The sequence below is a fragment of the Acinetobacter sp. I-MWF genome (genome assembly GCF_025433935.1).
GTDB lineage: Bacteria > Pseudomonadota > Gammaproteobacteria > Pseudomonadales > Moraxellaceae > Acinetobacter > Acinetobacter guillouiae.
The window spans coordinates 1,657,722-1,674,697 of the sequence record NZ_JAMBAR010000001.1; the positions used below are offsets into that span (position 1 = coordinate 1,657,722).

16 protein-coding genes are annotated in these 16,976 nt (G+C 40.1%); 6 read left to right on the top strand and 10 right to left on the bottom strand.

The features are described 5' to 3' along the window. The first annotated feature begins 442 nt into the window (after positions 1-442). The gene (locus M2R48_RS07690) at positions 443-2,239 is read left to right on the top strand and encodes a sigma-54-dependent Fis family transcriptional regulator (RefSeq protein ID WP_262085661.1); all 1,797 of its coding nucleotides are present in this window, start codon (positions 443-445) and stop codon (positions 2,237-2,239) included. A gap of 84 nt (positions 2,240-2,323) precedes the next feature. Here M2R48_RS07690 and M2R48_RS07695 read toward each other — a convergent pair whose 3' ends face one another. Genes M2R48_RS07695 through M2R48_RS07710 form a run of 4 tightly spaced genes read right to left on the bottom strand, consistent with a single transcriptional unit; the run spans position 2,324 to position 4,376 of the window. Further along, positions 2,324-2,797 (bottom strand): hypothetical protein, encoded by a 474-nt coding sequence (locus tag M2R48_RS07695; RefSeq protein WP_262085662.1) that lies wholly within the window; start codon positions 2,795-2,797, stop codon positions 2,324-2,326. A gap of 4 nt (positions 2,798-2,801) precedes the next feature. Continuing rightward, positions 2,802-3,557 (bottom strand): hypothetical protein, encoded by a 756-nt coding sequence (locus M2R48_RS07700; RefSeq protein ID WP_262085663.1) that lies wholly within the window; start codon positions 3,555-3,557, stop codon positions 2,802-2,804. Further along, complete coding sequence (locus tag M2R48_RS07705) at positions 3,551-4,069, bottom strand: PAAR domain-containing protein (protein WP_262085666.1); 519 nt, start codon at positions 4,067-4,069, stop codon at positions 3,551-3,553. The genes M2R48_RS07700 and M2R48_RS07705 overlap by 7 nt, the downstream gene beginning before the upstream one ends. Further along, positions 4,062-4,376 carry a hypothetical protein gene (locus tag M2R48_RS07710; RefSeq protein ID WP_262085667.1) on the bottom strand — a complete coding sequence of 105 codons (315 nt, stop codon included), beginning with the start codon at positions 4,374-4,376 and terminating at the stop codon, positions 4,062-4,064. The genes M2R48_RS07705 and M2R48_RS07710 overlap by 8 nt, the downstream gene beginning before the upstream one ends. A gap of 635 nt (positions 4,377-5,011) precedes the next feature. Between M2R48_RS07710 and M2R48_RS07715 the strand changes: the two genes are divergently transcribed. The 3 genes from M2R48_RS07715 to M2R48_RS07725 all read left to right on the top strand — a co-directional run bounded on the left by M2R48_RS07715 (position 5,012) and on the right by M2R48_RS07725 (position 8,592). Further along, a complete protein-coding gene (locus M2R48_RS07715) occupies positions 5,012-5,893 on the top strand; it encodes a transporter (RefSeq protein ID WP_315972854.1) in 882 nt (293 codons plus the stop codon). A gap of 95 nt (positions 5,894-5,988) precedes the next feature. Continuing rightward, positions 5,989-7,443 (top strand): benzaldehyde dehydrogenase, encoded by a 1,455-nt coding sequence (locus M2R48_RS07720; RefSeq protein ID WP_262085670.1) that lies wholly within the window; start codon positions 5,989-5,991, stop codon positions 7,441-7,443. A 33-nt stretch (positions 7,444-7,476) separates the two neighbouring features. After that, positions 7,477-8,592, top strand: coding sequence for an NAD(P)-dependent alcohol dehydrogenase (locus M2R48_RS07725; protein WP_262085671.1), 1,116 nt, complete (start codon positions 7,477-7,479; stop codon positions 8,590-8,592). 118 nt (positions 8,593-8,710) lie between these two features. On the opposite strand, the gene tatC is transcribed toward M2R48_RS07725, so the two are convergent. The 6 genes from tatC to M2R48_RS07755 all read right to left on the bottom strand — a co-directional run bounded on the left by tatC (position 8,711) and on the right by M2R48_RS07755 (position 13,664). Continuing rightward, positions 8,711-9,496 carry a twin-arginine translocase subunit TatC gene (gene tatC, locus M2R48_RS07730; RefSeq protein WP_262085672.1) on the bottom strand — a complete coding sequence of 262 codons (786 nt, stop codon included), beginning with the start codon at positions 9,494-9,496 and terminating at the stop codon, positions 8,711-8,713. Continuing rightward, complete coding sequence (tatB, locus tag M2R48_RS07735; RefSeq protein WP_262085673.1) at positions 9,493-9,975, bottom strand: Sec-independent protein translocase protein TatB; 483 nt, start codon at positions 9,973-9,975, stop codon at positions 9,493-9,495. The genes tatC and tatB overlap by 4 nt, the downstream gene beginning before the upstream one ends. 17 nt (positions 9,976-9,992) lie before the next feature. Next, positions 9,993-10,211 (bottom strand): Sec-independent protein translocase subunit TatA, encoded by a 219-nt coding sequence (gene tatA / locus M2R48_RS07740; RefSeq protein WP_004721526.1) that lies wholly within the window; start codon positions 10,209-10,211, stop codon positions 9,993-9,995. A gap of 567 nt (positions 10,212-10,778) precedes the next feature. Further along, complete coding sequence (locus tag M2R48_RS07745) at positions 10,779-11,540, bottom strand: SDR family NAD(P)-dependent oxidoreductase (protein WP_262085674.1); 762 nt, start codon at positions 11,538-11,540, stop codon at positions 10,779-10,781. 25 nt (positions 11,541-11,565) lie between these two features. Next, positions 11,566-12,519, bottom strand: a complete 954-nt coding sequence (locus M2R48_RS07750) for a C-terminal binding protein (protein ID WP_262085675.1) — start codon at positions 12,517-12,519, stop codon at positions 11,566-11,568. Beyond that, positions 12,519-13,664: a fumarylacetoacetate hydrolase family protein gene (locus tag M2R48_RS07755; RefSeq protein WP_262085676.1), complete on the bottom strand. Its 1,146-nt coding sequence runs from the start codon at positions 13,662-13,664 to the stop codon at positions 12,519-12,521. Before M2R48_RS07755 ends, M2R48_RS07750 begins: the two co-directional genes overlap by 1 nt. A 291-nt stretch (positions 13,665-13,955) precedes the next feature. On the opposite strand from M2R48_RS07755, the gene M2R48_RS07760 reads away from it, so the two are divergent. After that, complete coding sequence (locus M2R48_RS07760) at positions 13,956-15,440, top strand: aldehyde dehydrogenase family protein (protein ID WP_262085677.1); 1,485 nt, start codon at positions 13,956-13,958, stop codon at positions 15,438-15,440. A 3-nt stretch (positions 15,441-15,443) separates the two neighbouring features. Then, complete coding sequence (gene xylB, locus M2R48_RS07765; protein WP_262085679.1) at positions 15,444-16,961, top strand: xylulokinase; 1,518 nt, start codon at positions 15,444-15,446, stop codon at positions 16,959-16,961. Positions 16,962-16,976: the final 15 nt, after the last annotated feature.

The following is a 16,976-nucleotide window of genomic DNA, read 5'->3' on the forward strand; positions in this document are numbered from 1 at the left end:
ACTGCTTTGTTTGCAGCGCAAGGCGCAGCGGGGGACTAGCGTGTTTTTTGCCGCTACGTGTTACCTTGCGAAACGATGTTTCTCATCATTTAGAATGACTAAATTTCGTATTTCGCGCCTAGTATCGCCTAAAAAACACACATAGTCGCAAACATAGACGAATTCTCAACAGACCCCAAAAATATTGTTTGATTTGATTTAGATTGAAAAATAATCTTTAAAAATGAAGTCTAAGCGGCATTTAAAGACAGTATGCAATGTTCAAGGTAATTGATTTACATGAATATTTATTTTAAATCTCCGTATGGGATTTTGTGACGGTGCAGATTTTGCGCTACATATTTATTTGTATTTAGCCCTTGTCATATTCTAGAGAGGGTGATTTTATATTAGGATCATCAACGGGATGATCGAAAGCAACTGCTGGATTTGGAATAGGCTTATGGATGGGTTATCTGAATTTTCTTGGCAAAATATTAAATATAACTTTTACAATACTGGAGAACTGCCAGAGATTGTGCAACGAGATTCACCCATTTTACAGCTTTGGGAAAGTGCAAAAAATTCGGGCTTAAGCCCTTTCTCCAAAATCACTGACTTAGACGAGTTTCCTGTCGCTGACCTTTCACAGGGTGATATAAAATTAGCTGCATTGGCTGAAGGTGTATTAAATGATGTCTGGCGCTTATTTGGGCAACAAGATGTTATCGTTTTCTTAATTAATCATCAGCTTAAAATTATTGCTGAACGTCACAATCCTGATTTAGATGATCAATATCATTATTTATGCACGGGTCGTATTATTGAGCCCTCCGTGTTTGGTGCGATTGCACCGACATGTAGTGTGATGTCTAAACAGCCTATGATCATGACAGGGCATCAACATTATCTAGATGAATTTTCGAATTATTCTTGTGCATCGGTTCCGATATTCAATGGCTGTGGTGATGTGCTCGGCGCTTTAGATATCACTTCACCACAAAGGCTTTTGGCGAGCAATTGGTTGCGTCACTTACTTTACCAAAGTTATATTTTGGAAAATAAGATTATTCAGGCAGCGCTACAACCTGATCAACGGGTCCTTTATTTTCAACATTCCAAAGATTTACTGGACAATGCCTATACGGGCATGATCGTATTGGATCATTCAGGAAAAATCCTCAAAGCCAACCAAATGGCGTTGAAATTGCTGAATTGTTCTATTGAGCAATTGTTGCAGCAACCAATGGATCATTTTTTACTCACTGAGCATTTGAATCCATTAAATTCGAGTGATTGTTTTTTAATTCAAAGTTTTGACCATGCGTTTTTTTATGCCCAGCTACGTAGTGTGAATGGGCAGTTGCAGAATAAAACAAGCAAAATCACGACACAGCATTTGCTTGATCAAGCGCTGAAAGCATTAAAAGCTGATATTCCTGTATTGATTACCGGAGAAACTGGCACAGGTAAGGATCATTTTGCTCAGCAGTTACATCAGAAGCTCGATGTGGATTTACCTTTTATTTCAATTAATTGCGGTGCAATACCAGATCATTTGCTTGAAGCAGAATTATTTGGTTATGAAGGCGGCGCTTTCACAGGTGCTAAACGGCAAGGCGAAAAAGGTTTAATTGAACTGGCGGATCAAGGCATACTCTTTCTCGATGAGATTGGTGATTTGCCGTTACATTTACAAGTAAAAATTTTAAGAGTGTTACAAGATCAGCAGTTCTATCGGGTCGGAGGACGTAAACCGATCAAGTCAGCATTTAAACTGTTATGTGCAACACATCAGGATTTAAAAAGTAAAATACAACAGCAGTCATTCCGCCGTGATTTATATTATCGTATTTGCGGTTTTCAGGTACATTTACAACCCTTACGTTTACGTCAAGATAAACAGATCATTTTACACCACGTTCTGGATCAATTTGGTATAGCGCAATGGTCGAGCCATGTAGAGCAACAATTTGATAGGCACACATGGGAAGGAAATATTCGTGAATTAATTCATGTGGTGAAGCTATCTGCAGCGTTTAAAGACAGTGAAATTTTAAATCATTTATATTTACCTGAAGCTGATTTAGCGATTCAGCAGCAAAGTAAGCAATTGATATTAGATGAAAATAAAAACTTAAATAGCTTGACCAAGCAAATGATTGTGCAGGTATTACAAGAAGAAAATGGCAATATCGCAAGGACAGCGAAGCGCTTAAATATCTCAAGAACAACGATATATAAATATATTGGCAATTAATTGTAATTTTTTATTCAGTCCTCTCGTGCATTTTTTATAAATTCAGCTGAAAGAGAGCCTGAAAAATTCAAGATGATCAATCCTTTACTTGTCCATGTGGGTTTTTCTATTAATTAATAGTCTTATAATTAATAGAATGAAAAGGACTAAAGTTATTAACAAATATGTATTCCCTTGGAATATATGAGAATTATATCCTTTATAAATAAACGTTGGTAAAAGTTCTTGTTGTGTATAACCAATTGAAGATTTCTCAAAAAAGTAGCTTAAAATTAAAGAATATAGACCAGTAAAGACAAAAAAAGAGAGTACTTTATTAATTTTATCTTTTATAAAAATAATAGAATTTAAGCTTAAAGATATAATTAATATTGAAAAAACAGCAGAATAAACGTAAAAGTAGCTTAAAATTAAAGAATATAGACCAGTAAAGACAAAAAAAGAGAGTACTTTATTAATTTTATCTTTTATAAAAATAATAGAATTTAAGCTTAAAGATATAATTAATATTGAAAAAACAGCAGAATAAACGTTAACCCAGTATTCATAATTTTCCATGGATTTACCCACCTAAAGCTTTTTTTATAAATTCGGCTGAAAGACGACCTTCTCTGCGTGTTTTAGCAATGACTTTACCATTATTATAAATTATTCGTGTCTCATGTCGATAATCTTGTTTAGACATATCCTTTGTCCCCCCTCTATTTGGACTAGCAAAATCCGCATGCCCAATAACAACACTTCTTTTTTTACCAGCTTTGAATAAAGCAACTGATATTAAAGAGCTAAGAGTGTCTAGCTCTCCATCAAATGCACTATTACAACCATGTATTTCTATTTTTGATTCATTTGTAAAAACTTTAAAATTAATGTCTGAAATAATGAATGAATTTCTCCAATTAGCTCCACCAAAAAATTCATATTGATCCAATTTTGTTGATCTATTTCTATATAAATTAGATGATAAATTATTTGACTGAGAATATTCAAATGTCATTGATTTTTTTAAAGAAGCACCAATCACACTATAAAGACCTAGATCAGAACCATGGCTAAAAACGTCTAAAGATTGAATGGAATTTTCAGGTTGAACATTTATTAGATCAATAAACTGCCTCATTCCATTTGAAATAAAATAAGATTTCACAGGTAGATCATTTTTATAATCAGCAATCACATTTTTAGAGGCATGAAAAAAAGCCCCATTATCTCCAAGAGATCGGGCACCACCGTATAGGACGAGGCGAGTAGGTGATTTTAATTTTACAATTTCTACTTTTGCAATTTTGGTTGTTGTAGTCTGATATCGATCTACCATGAATCAGCCTCAAAAAGTTTAATTTCAATGTCTTCTGCTTTTTCTGTAAGTTCTAGTTTTTCTGTCATGCCATTTTCATCAGTGACACCTTCAATAGTACGACCATCAGCATAGGTAACAATGTATTTTACATTGCTATATGGTTGATTATTTGAATTATTTACTAACTGATATTGACCTGAATATAGAGTTAAGCCTTGAGCTAAAAAGCTTGATGAGTTTGTATTCTTACTATAGTTTTCCCCTTGACTTGTTCCAACAACATGATCTTGTTTCGGTAAAATTTTAGCTCCACAAGTCAATAAGTCGTCAACATAAGCAACAGCTTTGCCATCCATAATAATATGATCATGGCTTTTAACAATTTCAGACCAACATTTGCACTTAGGGCAAAAGTGACCATCTCCAGCTCGTAGAAATAGATTTCCCATTTGAGAGGTTCTTTGTTGTGTTGCTTGAATGATTCCTCCATGATTTGTCATAGAGTTATGAATTGCAAAACCTTTAGCCATGATTAACACCTTCTTGGTACAAAAAGCCTTCAGGGGCCTTATCACTGATAAAGATATTTATAGCTACAGAGTTGTTAGGGCTATCGACAATCTCATCACCACTCTCTAAGTAGCTTTCTACCAATAAACTCGCTTTAACTAATCCACCATTTTTGCTTTTAGCCCCATTTACTGCAAGGTAATAGATCTTTTTCGGCCTATGTCGAAAATAAAGCTGTTCTGCTTTTATTGTTTGCTTTATGTCTTGTTGAGACATCTGTTTTAACTGTTCAATTGGTAATTCATGTAAAAATTTAGGTTTCGTCATACTTAGTCCAATTATTGTTATTGAATGAAGAACATAGCGATTAAAACATAAAACGAACTATTAAGACAAATTTAATAGAGTTATTAATTATATTTAATAATTTAAATTTATTTACTCAAATTCATGACAGTCTTTTTATAGCTTTCATGTTCTGATCGTACGATTTATTAAAATAGTAAATTTAAGAATTAGTCATATGTGTTTTTTAATAACTTATATTTTAATTTTTGTCTTACTAACATAATTTTGCTTTATCGTTCACGACCAGTTTAACAAACGCCATATTTAATTGTTTAGAGAATATTTCATCTACTCGTCAACATCGCTAACCCTCATCCTTGTTTTAGGCCCCCCAGTGATTGTCCATTGATTGGACAGTGTATTCTCAATGCTGTCCATTTATTGGACATTGGGAATGTGGGTTTATTTTAAGTCTATGATTATTAATTATAAAAATATTGGCACGCTAACTGCAAATATTCTATGGCTCATATTTGATTAAAACAAATCTATCAATCGATTTATTAAGTGTAGATGGTCGATTCGTCATGGATAAATCGATTGATTTTTGATTCAAAATTTAAACAAGTGCAATGAGTAGTGAAAAGGATGCTTGAAACTAAAGGGAATAGATGATGTGTTTTAGCAATAAAAATAGCCTGCTTCTTATGTTGAGTGGCATGTTTGTACAGTATAGCCATGCGATAGATGTAAATGTGGGGGATTATACAGCATTGCCAAAAGGGACCAATGCAGGTGTGTTCTATTATCAACATAGTCAAATGGAGGGTTATTACCAAAATGGTGAAAAAACCAGAGCTGAATCTAAATCGGATATCGGTATTGCACGCTTAATTCATTACACCGACATCGCTGGTTTACGTGCAACACCTCAAATAATTTTACCATTTGGAACAATACGGCATACGCAAATTGGTGATACTGATTTAAACAATGCCTCAGGTTTTGCAGATCCAGTGATTGCTTCTGCTTTTTGGTTGATTAATCAACCTGAACAAGGTTCATCGGGTCGTTATCTGGCATTTACCCCATTTATTTATCTGCCACTTGGGCAATATGATCGAAATGACGCGGTGAATTTAGGCGAAAATCGATTTAAGTATGATCTTCAACTGGCATGGGTACAGCCGCTATATGGCAAGCTTGCTTTTGAACTTTATCAAGATGTGATTTGGTATGGAGACAACGATGAAGCGGGAAAGGGCGATCAAACACTTTCACAAGCGACCAGCTATCAAACTCAATTTAACTTACGTTACGACTTGAATTCTAAACAGAAAATCGCCCTCGGTTATGCCGCAAATTATGGGGGTGATCAACAGCTGGATGGAATCAAACTGGATCAGAACATGGAAAAGCAACAAGCGCGATTGGAGTTTCAGCAAATGCTGAATGCAAAAACTCAATTAAGTGCGCAGTTGCTTTCAGACACACGAACAGAAAGCGGATTTAAGAAGGATTACGGTTTGAATTTTCGTGTTTTTTACATTTTTTAATTTAAAGCAGGTGTAACACATTGATTGCGTCATTTTTACAAGGATGCAGTTGGAACAGTAAAGCAATTGTCTAAATAAATTTTGAAGAGGTCAGAATGTCTATATTCACAAAAGAGCTTTGGGATAAAAAATTATTTAACGGTTCATGGCAGTCAGCCCAAGACACCTACAGTGTGATTGAGGTTGCAACAGGTCAAGTGCTTGGTGAAATCGGTTATGCCACTGCCGCTGATGTGGTGAGTGCTGCACAACAAGCCAAAGCCGCTCAACAACAGTGGTGGGCTTTAAATTACCAAGAACGTCAGGCAGTGTTTGAGCGAGCTGCTGTTTTACTGACAGAAAATCAAGCGGAAGTGATTGAGTGGTTGGTTAAGGAAAGTGGTTCATTACAACTGAAAGCGGGCTTTGAAGTAAGCATTGCGATTCAAGTGCTTAAACATTGTATTGCTTCACCTGCAACTGAACAGGGCACATTATTACCTACACAAAATGGCAAATTAAGTATAGCCAAACGCTTGCCCTTAGGTGTTGTTGGGGTCATTTCGCCATTTAACTTTCCACTGTACTTAGCTTTACGTGCTGTGGCACCTGCTTTGGCCTTTGGTAATGCGGTGGTGTTAAAACCTGATGAGCGTACAGCAGTGTGCAGTGGCTATGTGATTGCACGGATTTTTGAACTTGCAGGATTGCCAAAGGGGCTGCTGCATGTATTGCCAGGTGGGGCAGAAGTTGGTGAAGCACTGACTTTGGATAAAAATATTGCCAGTATCCAATTTACGGGATCAACCCAAGTTGGACGGATTGTTGGGGCGAATGCGGCAAAGACCTTAAAGAAAGTCTCTCTAGAACTGGGTGGGAAAAACTCACTGATTATTTTGGATGATGCGGATATTGAGTTGGCAGCAGAAAATATTGCATGGGGTGCATTTTTACATTCTGGGCAGATTTGTATGACCTCTGGCAAGATTTTGATTCATCAAAAAATTTATCAACAGATCAAACAGCGTGTCATTGAAAAAGTGCAGAATTTTGTGGTGGGGAATCCTTGTGACAAGAATGTCACCATTGGGCCATTGATCAATGCCAAACAAGCGCAACGTGTAGAACAATTGGTTAGTGCTGCGGTTAAAGAAGGCGCAACATTGGAAATCGGTGGACATGCCGATGGGGTGTTTTTTCAACCGACTGTACTGACCGATGTGACTGCAAATAATTCGATTTTTAGTGAAGAGATTTTTGGCCCTGTTGCCGTGTTGATTCCGTTTAGCTCAGATGAACAGGCCATTGAATTAGCCAATGACGGCGATTATGGGCTTTCAGCAGGCATTATTACCTCCAATGTAGGACGAGGTCTGCAACTCGGTGCACAGCTCAAAGTGGGCTTGCTACATATCAACGATCAGACCGTAAATGATGAAACGGTCAATCCATTTGGTGGTTTTGGTTCATCAGGTAATGGTACGCGTATTGGCGGCCCTGCCAATGCCGATGAATTTACCCAGTGGCAATGGATTACTGTACAGGCTCAAGCGCCACATTATCCTTTTTAAACAATTAAATAAATCATTACAGGACGTTATAACATGAGTGAATTAAAAGATATTATTGCCGCAGTGACCCCATGTAAAGGTGCTGACTTTGAGTTGCAAGCTTTAAAAATACGTCAGCCTCAAGGTGATGAAGTATTGGTAAAAGTGGTTGCTACAGGAATGTGCCACACCGATTTGATTGTACGTGATCAATATTATCCGGTTCCGCTGCCTGCTGTTCTTGGACATGAAGGGTCAGGAATTATCGAGGCGATTGGCCCTAATGTAACCGAGCTTCAAGTGGGCGATCATGTGGTCTTAAGTTACGGGTATTGTGGAAAATGTACCCAATGTAATACTGGTAATCCTGCCTATTGTTCAGAGTTTTTTGGACGAAATTTTAGTGGGGCAGATTCAGAAGGACAACATGCACTTTGTACCCACGATCATGGTGTGGTTAATGATCATTTTTTTGCCCAATCCTCCTTTGCAACCTATGCTTTAAGTCGTGAAAATAACACGGTTAAAGTGACCAAAGACGTACCAATTGAACTATTAGGACCACTAGGTTGTGGTATTCAAACAGGTGCTGGTGCATGTATAAATGCTTTAAAAGTGACACCGGCCAGTAGTTTTGTGACTTGGGGTGCTGGTGCTGTTGGTCTGAGTGCTTTGCTTGCGGCAAAAGTGTGTGGTGCTTCGATCATTATTGCTGTTGATATTGTTGAATCACGTTTGGAGCTGGCAAAACAATTGGGTGCAACTCATGTGATCAATAGTAAAACTCAAGATCCTGTGGCGGTGATTAAAGAGATTACTGATGGTGGAGTCAACTTTGCATTGGAATCTACTGGGCGACCTGAGATATTAAAACAAGGTGTTGATGCACTGGGGATTTTAGGCAAAATCGCCGTGGTAGGTGCACCTCAATTAGGCACAACTGCACAATTTGATGTAAATGATCTGTTATTGGGTGGGAAAACCATTTTAGGTGTCGTTGAGGGGAGTGGTTCACCCAAGAAATTTATCCCTGAGTTAGTCCGCTTATATCAACAAGGGAAATTTCCATTTGACCAACTTGTAAAATTCTATGCATTTGATGAAATCAATCAAGCTGCGATAGATAGCCACAAGGGTATTACACTCAAACCGATTATTAAAATTGCATAATCTTGTATGGCATGCTCATTGATGAGCATGCCATTTCTTTGATTATAAGTTTTTTAAGTTTAAATTTTGGGTTTAGTTTCAGATTTTAGGTTAAGTGTTTTAAGCTAGTTGGATGAGTTTAGAGCTTTCTTCGCTTTTCCAGTAATTTTCCAAATAATAAACCCAACTCAAACAATAACCACATTGGGATCGCAAGCATAATCATGGAAATTGCATCAGGTGGTGTTACAAACATAGCGATAAAAAAACAGCCCACTATAATAAAGCGGCGTTTTGCAATTAAACTCTGAGTGCTAACCACACCAATCAAAATCAATAAAAGTGTGATCATTGGAATTTCAAAAGTTACCCCAAACACCAAAAATAACTTTAAACAAAAGCTGAGATAACTATTGATATCGGTCATGGGTGCGACGGTTTCGGGAGAGACGCTAATGAAAAAGTGCAGAATAGAAGGCAGTACAATAAAGTAAGCGAAGGCAATCCCTGCGTAAAATAATAGGATACTACCGAACAACAAGGGAAGTGCCAGTGATCTTTCTTTTTCATAGAGTGCGGGTTTAATAAAACTCCAGAGCTGATAAATAATAAAAGGCATTGCCAGCAGAATCGCCACAAAAAAGTTAAGCTTAAATGGCGCCATAAATGTTGCAGTAACATCAGTTGCGATCATGGATGAATTGGCAGGAAGCTGAGCTCTTAACGGTTCTGAGAGTAGTTGATACGTTCGATTGGCAAAAGGCAATAAACAAAAAAATAGTGCGAATAGAACCCCTACCGTTTTAAACAAATGTTGACGAAGCGCCACCAAATGTTCAATCAGTGGCATTTGCTGTAGTTCTTCAGACGGTAGGTTTTTTGCAATCACAGCGGGTGATGAAGATTGAGGGAGCTGTGTATTCATGCGATCACCTTTAATTTTACCGGAGATGAGGCTTTAGGCTCTGTCTGATGATCATTAGATGGTGGTTGATGCTGTAAATAGTTTTGTAAATAATAGGGTGTAAATACTGAGTAATACGCTTGATTACTCAACAAATCACAATAAATCAAGCTGTTAAACTTTGTTGTTTTTTCAGTAGCGCTACTCTGTAGCTGTTGTTTAGCGTCGCTTACCTCTGTTTGCTGCCGAAGTTCAGCAAGTTGGGATTGCATTTTTTGTTCAAGCTCGGCCATACGCTGCATTTCTTGTTGGACTTGCGTACGCAGTTCGGATAACCCGAGTTCACGGTCAATATCTTGTTTGGCATTGTTCACAAAATGCATGAGTTTGGCATACCATTTCCCCGCGAAACGAGCGGCCTCTGGCAGTTTTTCTGGTCCAAGCACCAGAAGAGCGATAATGCCAAACACAAAAAGTTCAGACATTCCAACATTAAACATCTATATCATCCCTAAACTTAGCTGTTAATGGTTGAGTCGGATGGTTTCTTGGTCTCCTCATGTTCAAGCGTGTTGGTCTCTTTCAATGCGATGTTTTCTTCCTCACGCATTGATTTTTTAAAGTCTTTGACTGCGCCGCCAACATCTTTACCAATATTTTTAAGCTTAGAGGTCCCGAATAATAAAATAACCACAATTGCAAAAATGATCACATGCCAAATTGATAAACCAGCCATAGTGTTCTCCCTTGTTATTCCTGTCCATGAGAATTGATTTTTACTGTATTGAGATCAACATCCATTGATTCAATTCATTGTTTTAAATAACCTAATCATTTAGAGTCTTACAATTAAAAGCAGTGCATTTAAAAATGAATAGGTTTTGAGCGAGTTGGTTATAAGTTAAGTTTTTAAAAGAGAAAATTTCAATAAATTCACAAGAATTTTTTCTCTTTCAGCATCATTTTCACTTTGTTTGTCCAGTCAATTAAATTCCGTTTAATCCTTGGGATATTCTTGTTTAAATCGTTTTTTAATATCGAAATAGCATTGAAAATAATCATTGCTATATTTCAGTGGTTGTTTTAGTCATCTCTCCTGTAATGGATAAATTAAGCAGATGAGGCTTGAGTTGCTTTGGGCTATTCGACTTGATTAAACAACAAGCCGCTCAACTGGATTGCTGATCCACTATATATGTACCATACCCCATAATCTGATTCTGTTCCAATGCTTGAATAAGATCATCTTCCTTTATTTTCGAGTTAGGCCCAAGCTTAATAGATCGCATTGAGCGTGTTGATTTTAAATACAGGTATAGCCAGCATCCGCCGTAATGATTGAACCTGTGATTAGACTTGAGGCATCTGAAGCCAGAAATTGTACAATAGACGCAATTTCATGAGCTTGCCCCATACGTTTAGCCGGTGTCATATCCAGCCATTGATTGACTAAGTTATCTTGGTTTTCAAGGTTTTTTAATAACGGTGTTTCAATATAGGTGGGGGCAACAGCGTTCACCCGAATATGGCGTTGAGCCCATTCAACCGCAAGAGATTTCGTTAAATGATGCACGCCTGCTTTTGAGGCATTGTAGTGACATTGCGGTTGTGGCACGTTGACAATCTGTCCTGACATTGAACCAATATTGATAATCGACCCTCGTCCAGCATCCAGCATTTGACGGGCAAAGCCACGACAAGTCTTAAAGATGCCAGTCAAGTTGATGTTGATGACATTATCCCACTCCTCATCTGTCATGTGCTCAGCTGGGGTATTCGTCACAATGCCCGCATTACATACCAATATATCCAGCGCTGGTAATGCTTGAGCAAGCGCGTTAATCGCTGCACTATCCGTGACATCTAAGCTTTCCGCACGTGCAAGATAGCCCTTGGCCTTTAATGCTTGTGCAGTTGTTGTTGCACGATCCAGTAAGATGTCGGTACAAATAACTTCGGCGCCTGTCGCAGCAAGTGCTACAGCAATTGCTGCGCCTATGCCTTGACCTGCACCTGTGACCAGTGCCAGTTTATTGCTTAAGTCCATTTTCTTGCGATAATCCATATCTTTTCTCTTTGTCTTTTCCATTTTATGTGATGAGTGGGCATCGTAACGATTCACCACGTAAACTGCGTAATGCTTCTTCAGCGGCTAAGCGCTGTAAGGTATCTACCGATGTATCAGAAAAAAACGCTGCATGTGGTGACATGATTAAATGAGGTGCTGTACGTAAAGGCGAGTCTGCTGGTAATGGCTCTTGTGCAAAGACATCGAGTCCTGCGCCTGAGATTTGCCCATTGGCTAAGGCTGTGGCTAATGCTGATTCATCAATCAGTCCACCTCTTGAGCAATTGATAATGATTGAACCTTGAGGCATTTTTGCCATCGCCTCCGCATCAATTAAATGACGTGTTGCAGGAGTCAGTGGAACATGTAGCGATAAAACATGGGCAGAAGAAATCACTTGATCCTGTGACATCAGGTGAACGCCTAGTGTTTTTGCTTGCGCTTCAGTGACATATGGGTCAAAGCCAATCATATGACAACCAAAGGCTGCGAGGCGTGAGACATAAGCTTTCGCAATACGTCCTAGCCCGATTAAACCTACAGTGGTATTACGCAACGAACGAATACCTGTAACCATTTGGTCGATCTTCCATTCACCTGCGCGGATACCTTGGTCATACTGATTGAGTTTACGTGCCATCATCAAGGTCATGGCAGCTGCATGATCAGCGACTTCTTCAATACCATAATCAGGTACATTACATACCTGTATCCCAAGTTGTTTTGCGGCGACGAGATCAACATTATCGACACCAACGCCATAACGTACAATGGTTGCACCAGTTGCCATGGCCTGCATCACACGATGGGTCATGGGTGCAAAGTTGTTGAGTACTACATTTGCTCCTGCAACGGCTTGTACTGTTTCTGCTTCATTATGGCATTGAAATGCTGCAAAACTTGCCCCAGCAACTTGTGCGGCTGCTTGCTCATGTCGTGTATTGCCAAAGGCTTGATCAGTGACCACTAATTTCATTAGAGCACTCCTCGTTTTACTAAATTACGCATCAGTGCACGGGTTCCATAAGTCCATGGTTGTGCTTGATCAGCATAAACAACAGTATTGCGTAATGTGCCTAAAAGCGGAGTTGAGATTTCGACCACGTCACCAGGTTTATGGGTAAAGCCAGAACCTTGACCTTCTCGATCTTGTGTTGGCGCAAACATTGTGCCTAAAAATAACATAAAGCCATCTGGGTACTGATGCGAGTCATTGTAGGTTTGTGCGACCAGATGCGCAGGTTTACGACTGATTTCCGCCATATTGGAGTGTCCCGACATGCTGAAACCATCTTCTGCACCAATTACAGACATGTGAAGCGTGGCATTCTCAATATCGCTAAGGGTGAAATCTGAGTCAAATAGACGGATAAATGGGCCAATTGAACATGATGCATTATTGTCTTTTGCCTTGCCGAGTAATAGCGCTGAACGGCCTTCAACATCACGTAGATTGACATCATTGCCCAGCGTCGCACCACGGATATTGCCTTGGCTATCCACCGCCAACACTATTTCTGGCTCAGGGTTGTTCCATGCTGAAATCCGATTAATCCCCACTTGTGCACCATAACCTACAGCAGACATGGGTTGTGACTTGGTGAAGACTTCGGCATCTGGCCCAATCCCTACTTCGAGATATTGTGACCATAAACCTTCAGCGATCAAGGTCGCTTTAACTTCTGCTGCTTGTTCAGAACCTGCTTGAATATTCGATAAACTGCCGCCGATTAGTGTACCTATACGTTGACGTAATGCTTCGGCACGAGCTGGATCACCCGAGGTTCGTTCATCGATGACACGTTCAACCATACTTTTGGCAAAAGTAACCCCACATGCTTTTAAGGATTGAAAGTCACAGGGTGCAAGTAAGCAAGGATGATCTGCGTGGTAACCCATTTCTGTAGGATCAAGCACCAAATCTTCAACTCTTCCAAGTACTTCACCTGTGAGTTGGTCAAAACGACCAGCAGGATCATGGTCAAGAAAATCAGCCATTGAGATGACCGACTCGGTGACATCAATCATTATGTTGTCACGTAAGATGACAACCGATGACCCTTTGTGAGGAAGCCAAACACGACCAACCAATTTGGCGCTGTTGAGTGATGTGGGTAACATGGAGAATCCTTCCTTTGTTTATCATTTGTTCTATCTAGTAATACTACTTTTTAATTTTAGCATTGGTCAAGTAGTGTATTGAGTATATGCAGAGATTATTCGCTTATATTAATAGATTATGTATTTATATAGTTGTTTTTTAATTGTAAATTATTTTATTTTTATTATTGATTTTGATGTTTCCCCAAAGGATTTTCAGATAATTTATAAATTATTCTTGCATAAAAATAGTATTACTATATATTTTAACAATGAATAACAAGATTACTCGCATAGGAAGGCGTGAAGTAAATGATGAAAAATAATGCTTTAGCTGAATCAATCGCTGTACTCGACAGTACTTTATATATCGACGGAACATTTTCTAAAGGCAAAGGGTCTCGCTTGCCTGTGCTAAACCCTGCAACGGGTGAGGTGATTGGTCATATTGCTGCAGCAACAACGGATGAGATTGATGCGGCTGTTTCTGCTGCACGTCATGCATTTGCTTCATGGTCTAAGCTTGTGCCAAAAACGCGTGCGATCGCTTTGCATCGTTTAGGCGATCTTATTGCTGCAGATGCCTTAAATATGGCAATGATCATGACAGCGGAACAAGGCAAACCTGTTAATGAAGCAAAAGGTGAAATTCTAAAACTCGCTGAAGCATGTCATTTTTATGCTGAAGAAGCCACGCGAGTGCATGGTGAAATTATTCCCAATGATCAACAAGGATTCCAAAGTTTAGTGGTACGTGAACCGATTGGTGTGGTTGCTGCAATTACACCGTGGAACTATCCCGCTGAGTTGGTGGGATGGAAATTATGTGCCAGCCTTGCTGCTGGATGTAGCATCGTTATTAAACCTGCTGAATTGACGCCATTTACTGCTTTGGCAATTGCACAAAAATGTCATGCAGCGGGTATTCCTGCAGGTGTAGTCAATGTATTGACAGGTAAAGGCTCACAAGTGGGGCAGGCACTGGTCGAGCATCCGCAAGTGGATAAAATTGCATTTACAGGCTCAAGTGCAGTGGGTTTGCATATTCAACAAAGCTGCCCACAAGTGAAACGTCTGTCTTTAGAGTTGGGTGGCAATTGCCCGATGATTGTCACTGCGAGTGCCGATCTTGATGCAGCGGTCAAAGGTGCAGCACGTCGTAGCTTCCGTAATTGTGGGCAAATCTGTATTGCGATTAATCGCATCTATGTACATCGCGCAGTATATGAGGAGTTTGTTACTCAACTTGCAGCGGCGGCTGATGCATTGAGTGTCGATAATGGCTTGGAAAATCCAGCCGCTGATCTTGGCGCAATGGCATCTGCTGAGCCTTTGGATAAAACGCGTATCCATCTCCAAGATGCTTTGGCTAAAGGCGCACGATTGGTGGCTGGTGGTAAAGCACCAGAGGGGACTCAATATGCCAAAGGACATTTTTTTCGTCCAACTGTGATCGCGGATTGTAAGCATAGTATGCAAGTCATGAGCGAAGAAACGTTTGGTCCTTTGGTTGGGGTTGCGCCTTTTGATGATTTGGATGAGGCAATCAGCTATGCCAATGATACGCCTTATGGTTTAGCGGCTTATTGTTATGCACAAAATTTGACAGAAATTCATCGGGTTTCAGCGGGTCTTGACTATGGCAATGTTGCGATCAATAACGTTGACGCTGGAATAATGAATGCTGCTTATGGTGGTCGTAAGCAAAGTGGCGTTGGCTACGAACATGGTCGTGAAGGACTGCTTGAATATTTTAATTTCAAACATATTCGTTTACACCACGGCGTGGAGAATTGATTTATGCAAGTACTTCTAGGGATAGATATAGGAACTTCAGGATGTAAGGCTTTATTGATCGATATTGAAGGAAAAGTTGTTGCAGCCGATATCGCAACTTATCCATTGTCTAGGCCTCGACCAGGTTGGACTGAGCAAGATCCTGAATTGTGGGTGGAGGGTGCACGTCAGGCTGTCGCAGGGGCATTGGCCAAAGCGCCTCCAGTGCAAATATTGTGTATTGGCTTGTCTGGGCAGATGCATGGTTTGGTTCCACTTGATGCTTCACAGCAAGTTTTACGCCCAGCCATTTTATGGAATGATCAACGTAATCAAGCTGAATGTGATGATATTGTCGTGGCTGCTGGTGGCTTAGATGGATTGCTTGCGGCAACCAATAACAGAATGTTGGTGGGCTATACCGGTGGCAAAATTCTTTGGATGCAACGCCATGAGCCTGAACTGTTTGCGCGTATGCGTAGCATGCTGAACCCGAAAGATTATTTACGTTTACGTCTGACTGGGGTGATTGCCACTGAGGTTTCTGATGCTTCTGGCACAGGCTTGTTTGATGTGCGTGCACGACAATGGGCGATGGGCTTGATTGAAAAGATAGGAATTGATCCTGCAATACTCCCACCGGTATTTGAATCACAAGTGATTTCAGGACGCGTCTCAGCAGCAGGCGCAGCACTCTTTGGTCTTCCAGAAGGATTGCCTGTTGCGGGTGGGGGTGGAGATTCGGTAATTCAGACTTTTGGTTCTGGGGTGATTGAGCCGGGTGAATTGCAAACCACACTTGGTACAGGTGGGATCCTCGCTGCTGCCTTAGATACAGCACAAGAAAACCCGAAAGGTCGTTTGCAGGTTTTCTGCAATGTGGCTGCTGATAAATGGCATTGTATGGGTGTCTCCCTCAATGCTGGCAGTGCAATGAATTGGTTTCGTGAGAATTTTTGTCATATTGCTGACGGGCAACATCTTTCATTTGAACAAATTGTTGCCAAAGCAACAGCGAGTACGGCGGGTGCAAAGGGCTTATTGTTTTTACCTTATCTGTATGGCGAGCGTTGCCCACATGCCGACCCTAAAGCGCGTGGTGCGCTTATCGGTCTCACTGCGCGACATGATTGTGGTGATGTTGCTCGATCTGTGATGGAAGGGGTGGTGCATGCCTTGGCGGATATGTATTCCTTAATGCAGCCATTAGGGATTGAAAAGCATGTGATTAAAGCTTCTGGGGGTGGTGCAAAGTCTACTCTTTGGCGACAAATCCAGGCCGATGTATTTGGTTGTGAGGTGGTGACAACCGATGGTGCTGCTGAAGGTGCCGCCTTTGGTGCTGCATTGGTTGCTGGCTTAGCAGTGGAGATTTGGCCTGATGCACAGAGTGCAATCAAAAACTTTCGGGCAATTTCTAGAGAACAGCCAAATTTGGCAGTCGCTGAGGTGTATGCACAAGCGCATGAAATGTATCGCAGTCTCTATCCCGTATTGGGGCAAACGCTTACCGCATTAAGTTCTCCAATTTTTGACCAATAATTCTCAGGAGTTTTT

Excerpts from the sequence above, each read along its gene's own strand:
- tatB (WP_262085673.1), bottom strand. The coding sequence starts at position 9,975 with ATGTTTAATGTTGGAATGTCTGAACTTTTTGTGTTTGGCATTATCGCT.
- M2R48_RS07720 (WP_262085670.1), top strand. The coding sequence starts at position 5,989 with ATGTCTATATTCACAAAAGAGCTTTGGGATAAAAAATTATTTAACGGT.
- M2R48_RS07725 (WP_262085671.1), top strand. The coding sequence starts at position 7,477 with ATGAGTGAATTAAAAGATATTATTGCCGCAGTGACCCCATGTAAAGGT.
- M2R48_RS07700 (WP_262085663.1), bottom strand. The coding sequence starts at position 3,557 with ATGGTAGATCGATATCAGACTACAACAACCAAAATTGCAAAAGTAGAA.
- M2R48_RS07710 (WP_262085667.1), bottom strand. The coding sequence starts at position 4,376 with ATGACGAAACCTAAATTTTTACATGAATTACCAATTGAACAGTTAAAA.
- xylB (WP_262085679.1), top strand. The coding sequence starts at position 15,444 with ATGCAAGTACTTCTAGGGATAGATATAGGAACTTCAGGATGTAAGGCT.
- M2R48_RS07705 (WP_262085666.1), bottom strand. The coding sequence starts at position 4,069 with ATGGCTAAAGGTTTTGCAATTCATAACTCTATGACAAATCATGGAGGA.
- M2R48_RS07715 (WP_315972854.1), top strand. The coding sequence starts at position 5,012 with ATGTGTTTTAGCAATAAAAATAGCCTGCTTCTTATGTTGAGTGGCATG.
- M2R48_RS07760 (WP_262085677.1), top strand. The coding sequence starts at position 13,956 with ATGATGAAAAATAATGCTTTAGCTGAATCAATCGCTGTACTCGACAGT.
- tatA (WP_004721526.1), bottom strand. The coding sequence starts at position 10,211 with ATGGCTGGTTTATCAATTTGGCATGTGATCATTTTTGCAATTGTGGTT.
- M2R48_RS07745 (WP_262085674.1), bottom strand. The coding sequence starts at position 11,540 with ATGGATTATCGCAAGAAAATGGACTTAAGCAATAAACTGGCACTGGTC.
- M2R48_RS07750 (WP_262085675.1), bottom strand. The coding sequence starts at position 12,519 with ATGAAATTAGTGGTCACTGATCAAGCCTTTGGCAATACACGACATGAG.
- M2R48_RS07755 (WP_262085676.1), bottom strand. The coding sequence starts at position 13,664 with ATGTTACCCACATCACTCAACAGCGCCAAATTGGTTGGTCGTGTTTGG.
- tatC (WP_262085672.1), bottom strand. The coding sequence starts at position 9,496 with ATGAATACACAGCTCCCTCAATCTTCATCACCCGCTGTGATTGCAAAA.
- M2R48_RS07690 (WP_262085661.1), top strand. The coding sequence starts at position 443 with ATGGATGGGTTATCTGAATTTTCTTGGCAAAATATTAAATATAACTTT.
- M2R48_RS07695 (WP_262085662.1), bottom strand. The coding sequence starts at position 2,797 with ATGGAAAATTATGAATACTGGGTTAACGTTTATTCTGCTGTTTTTTCA.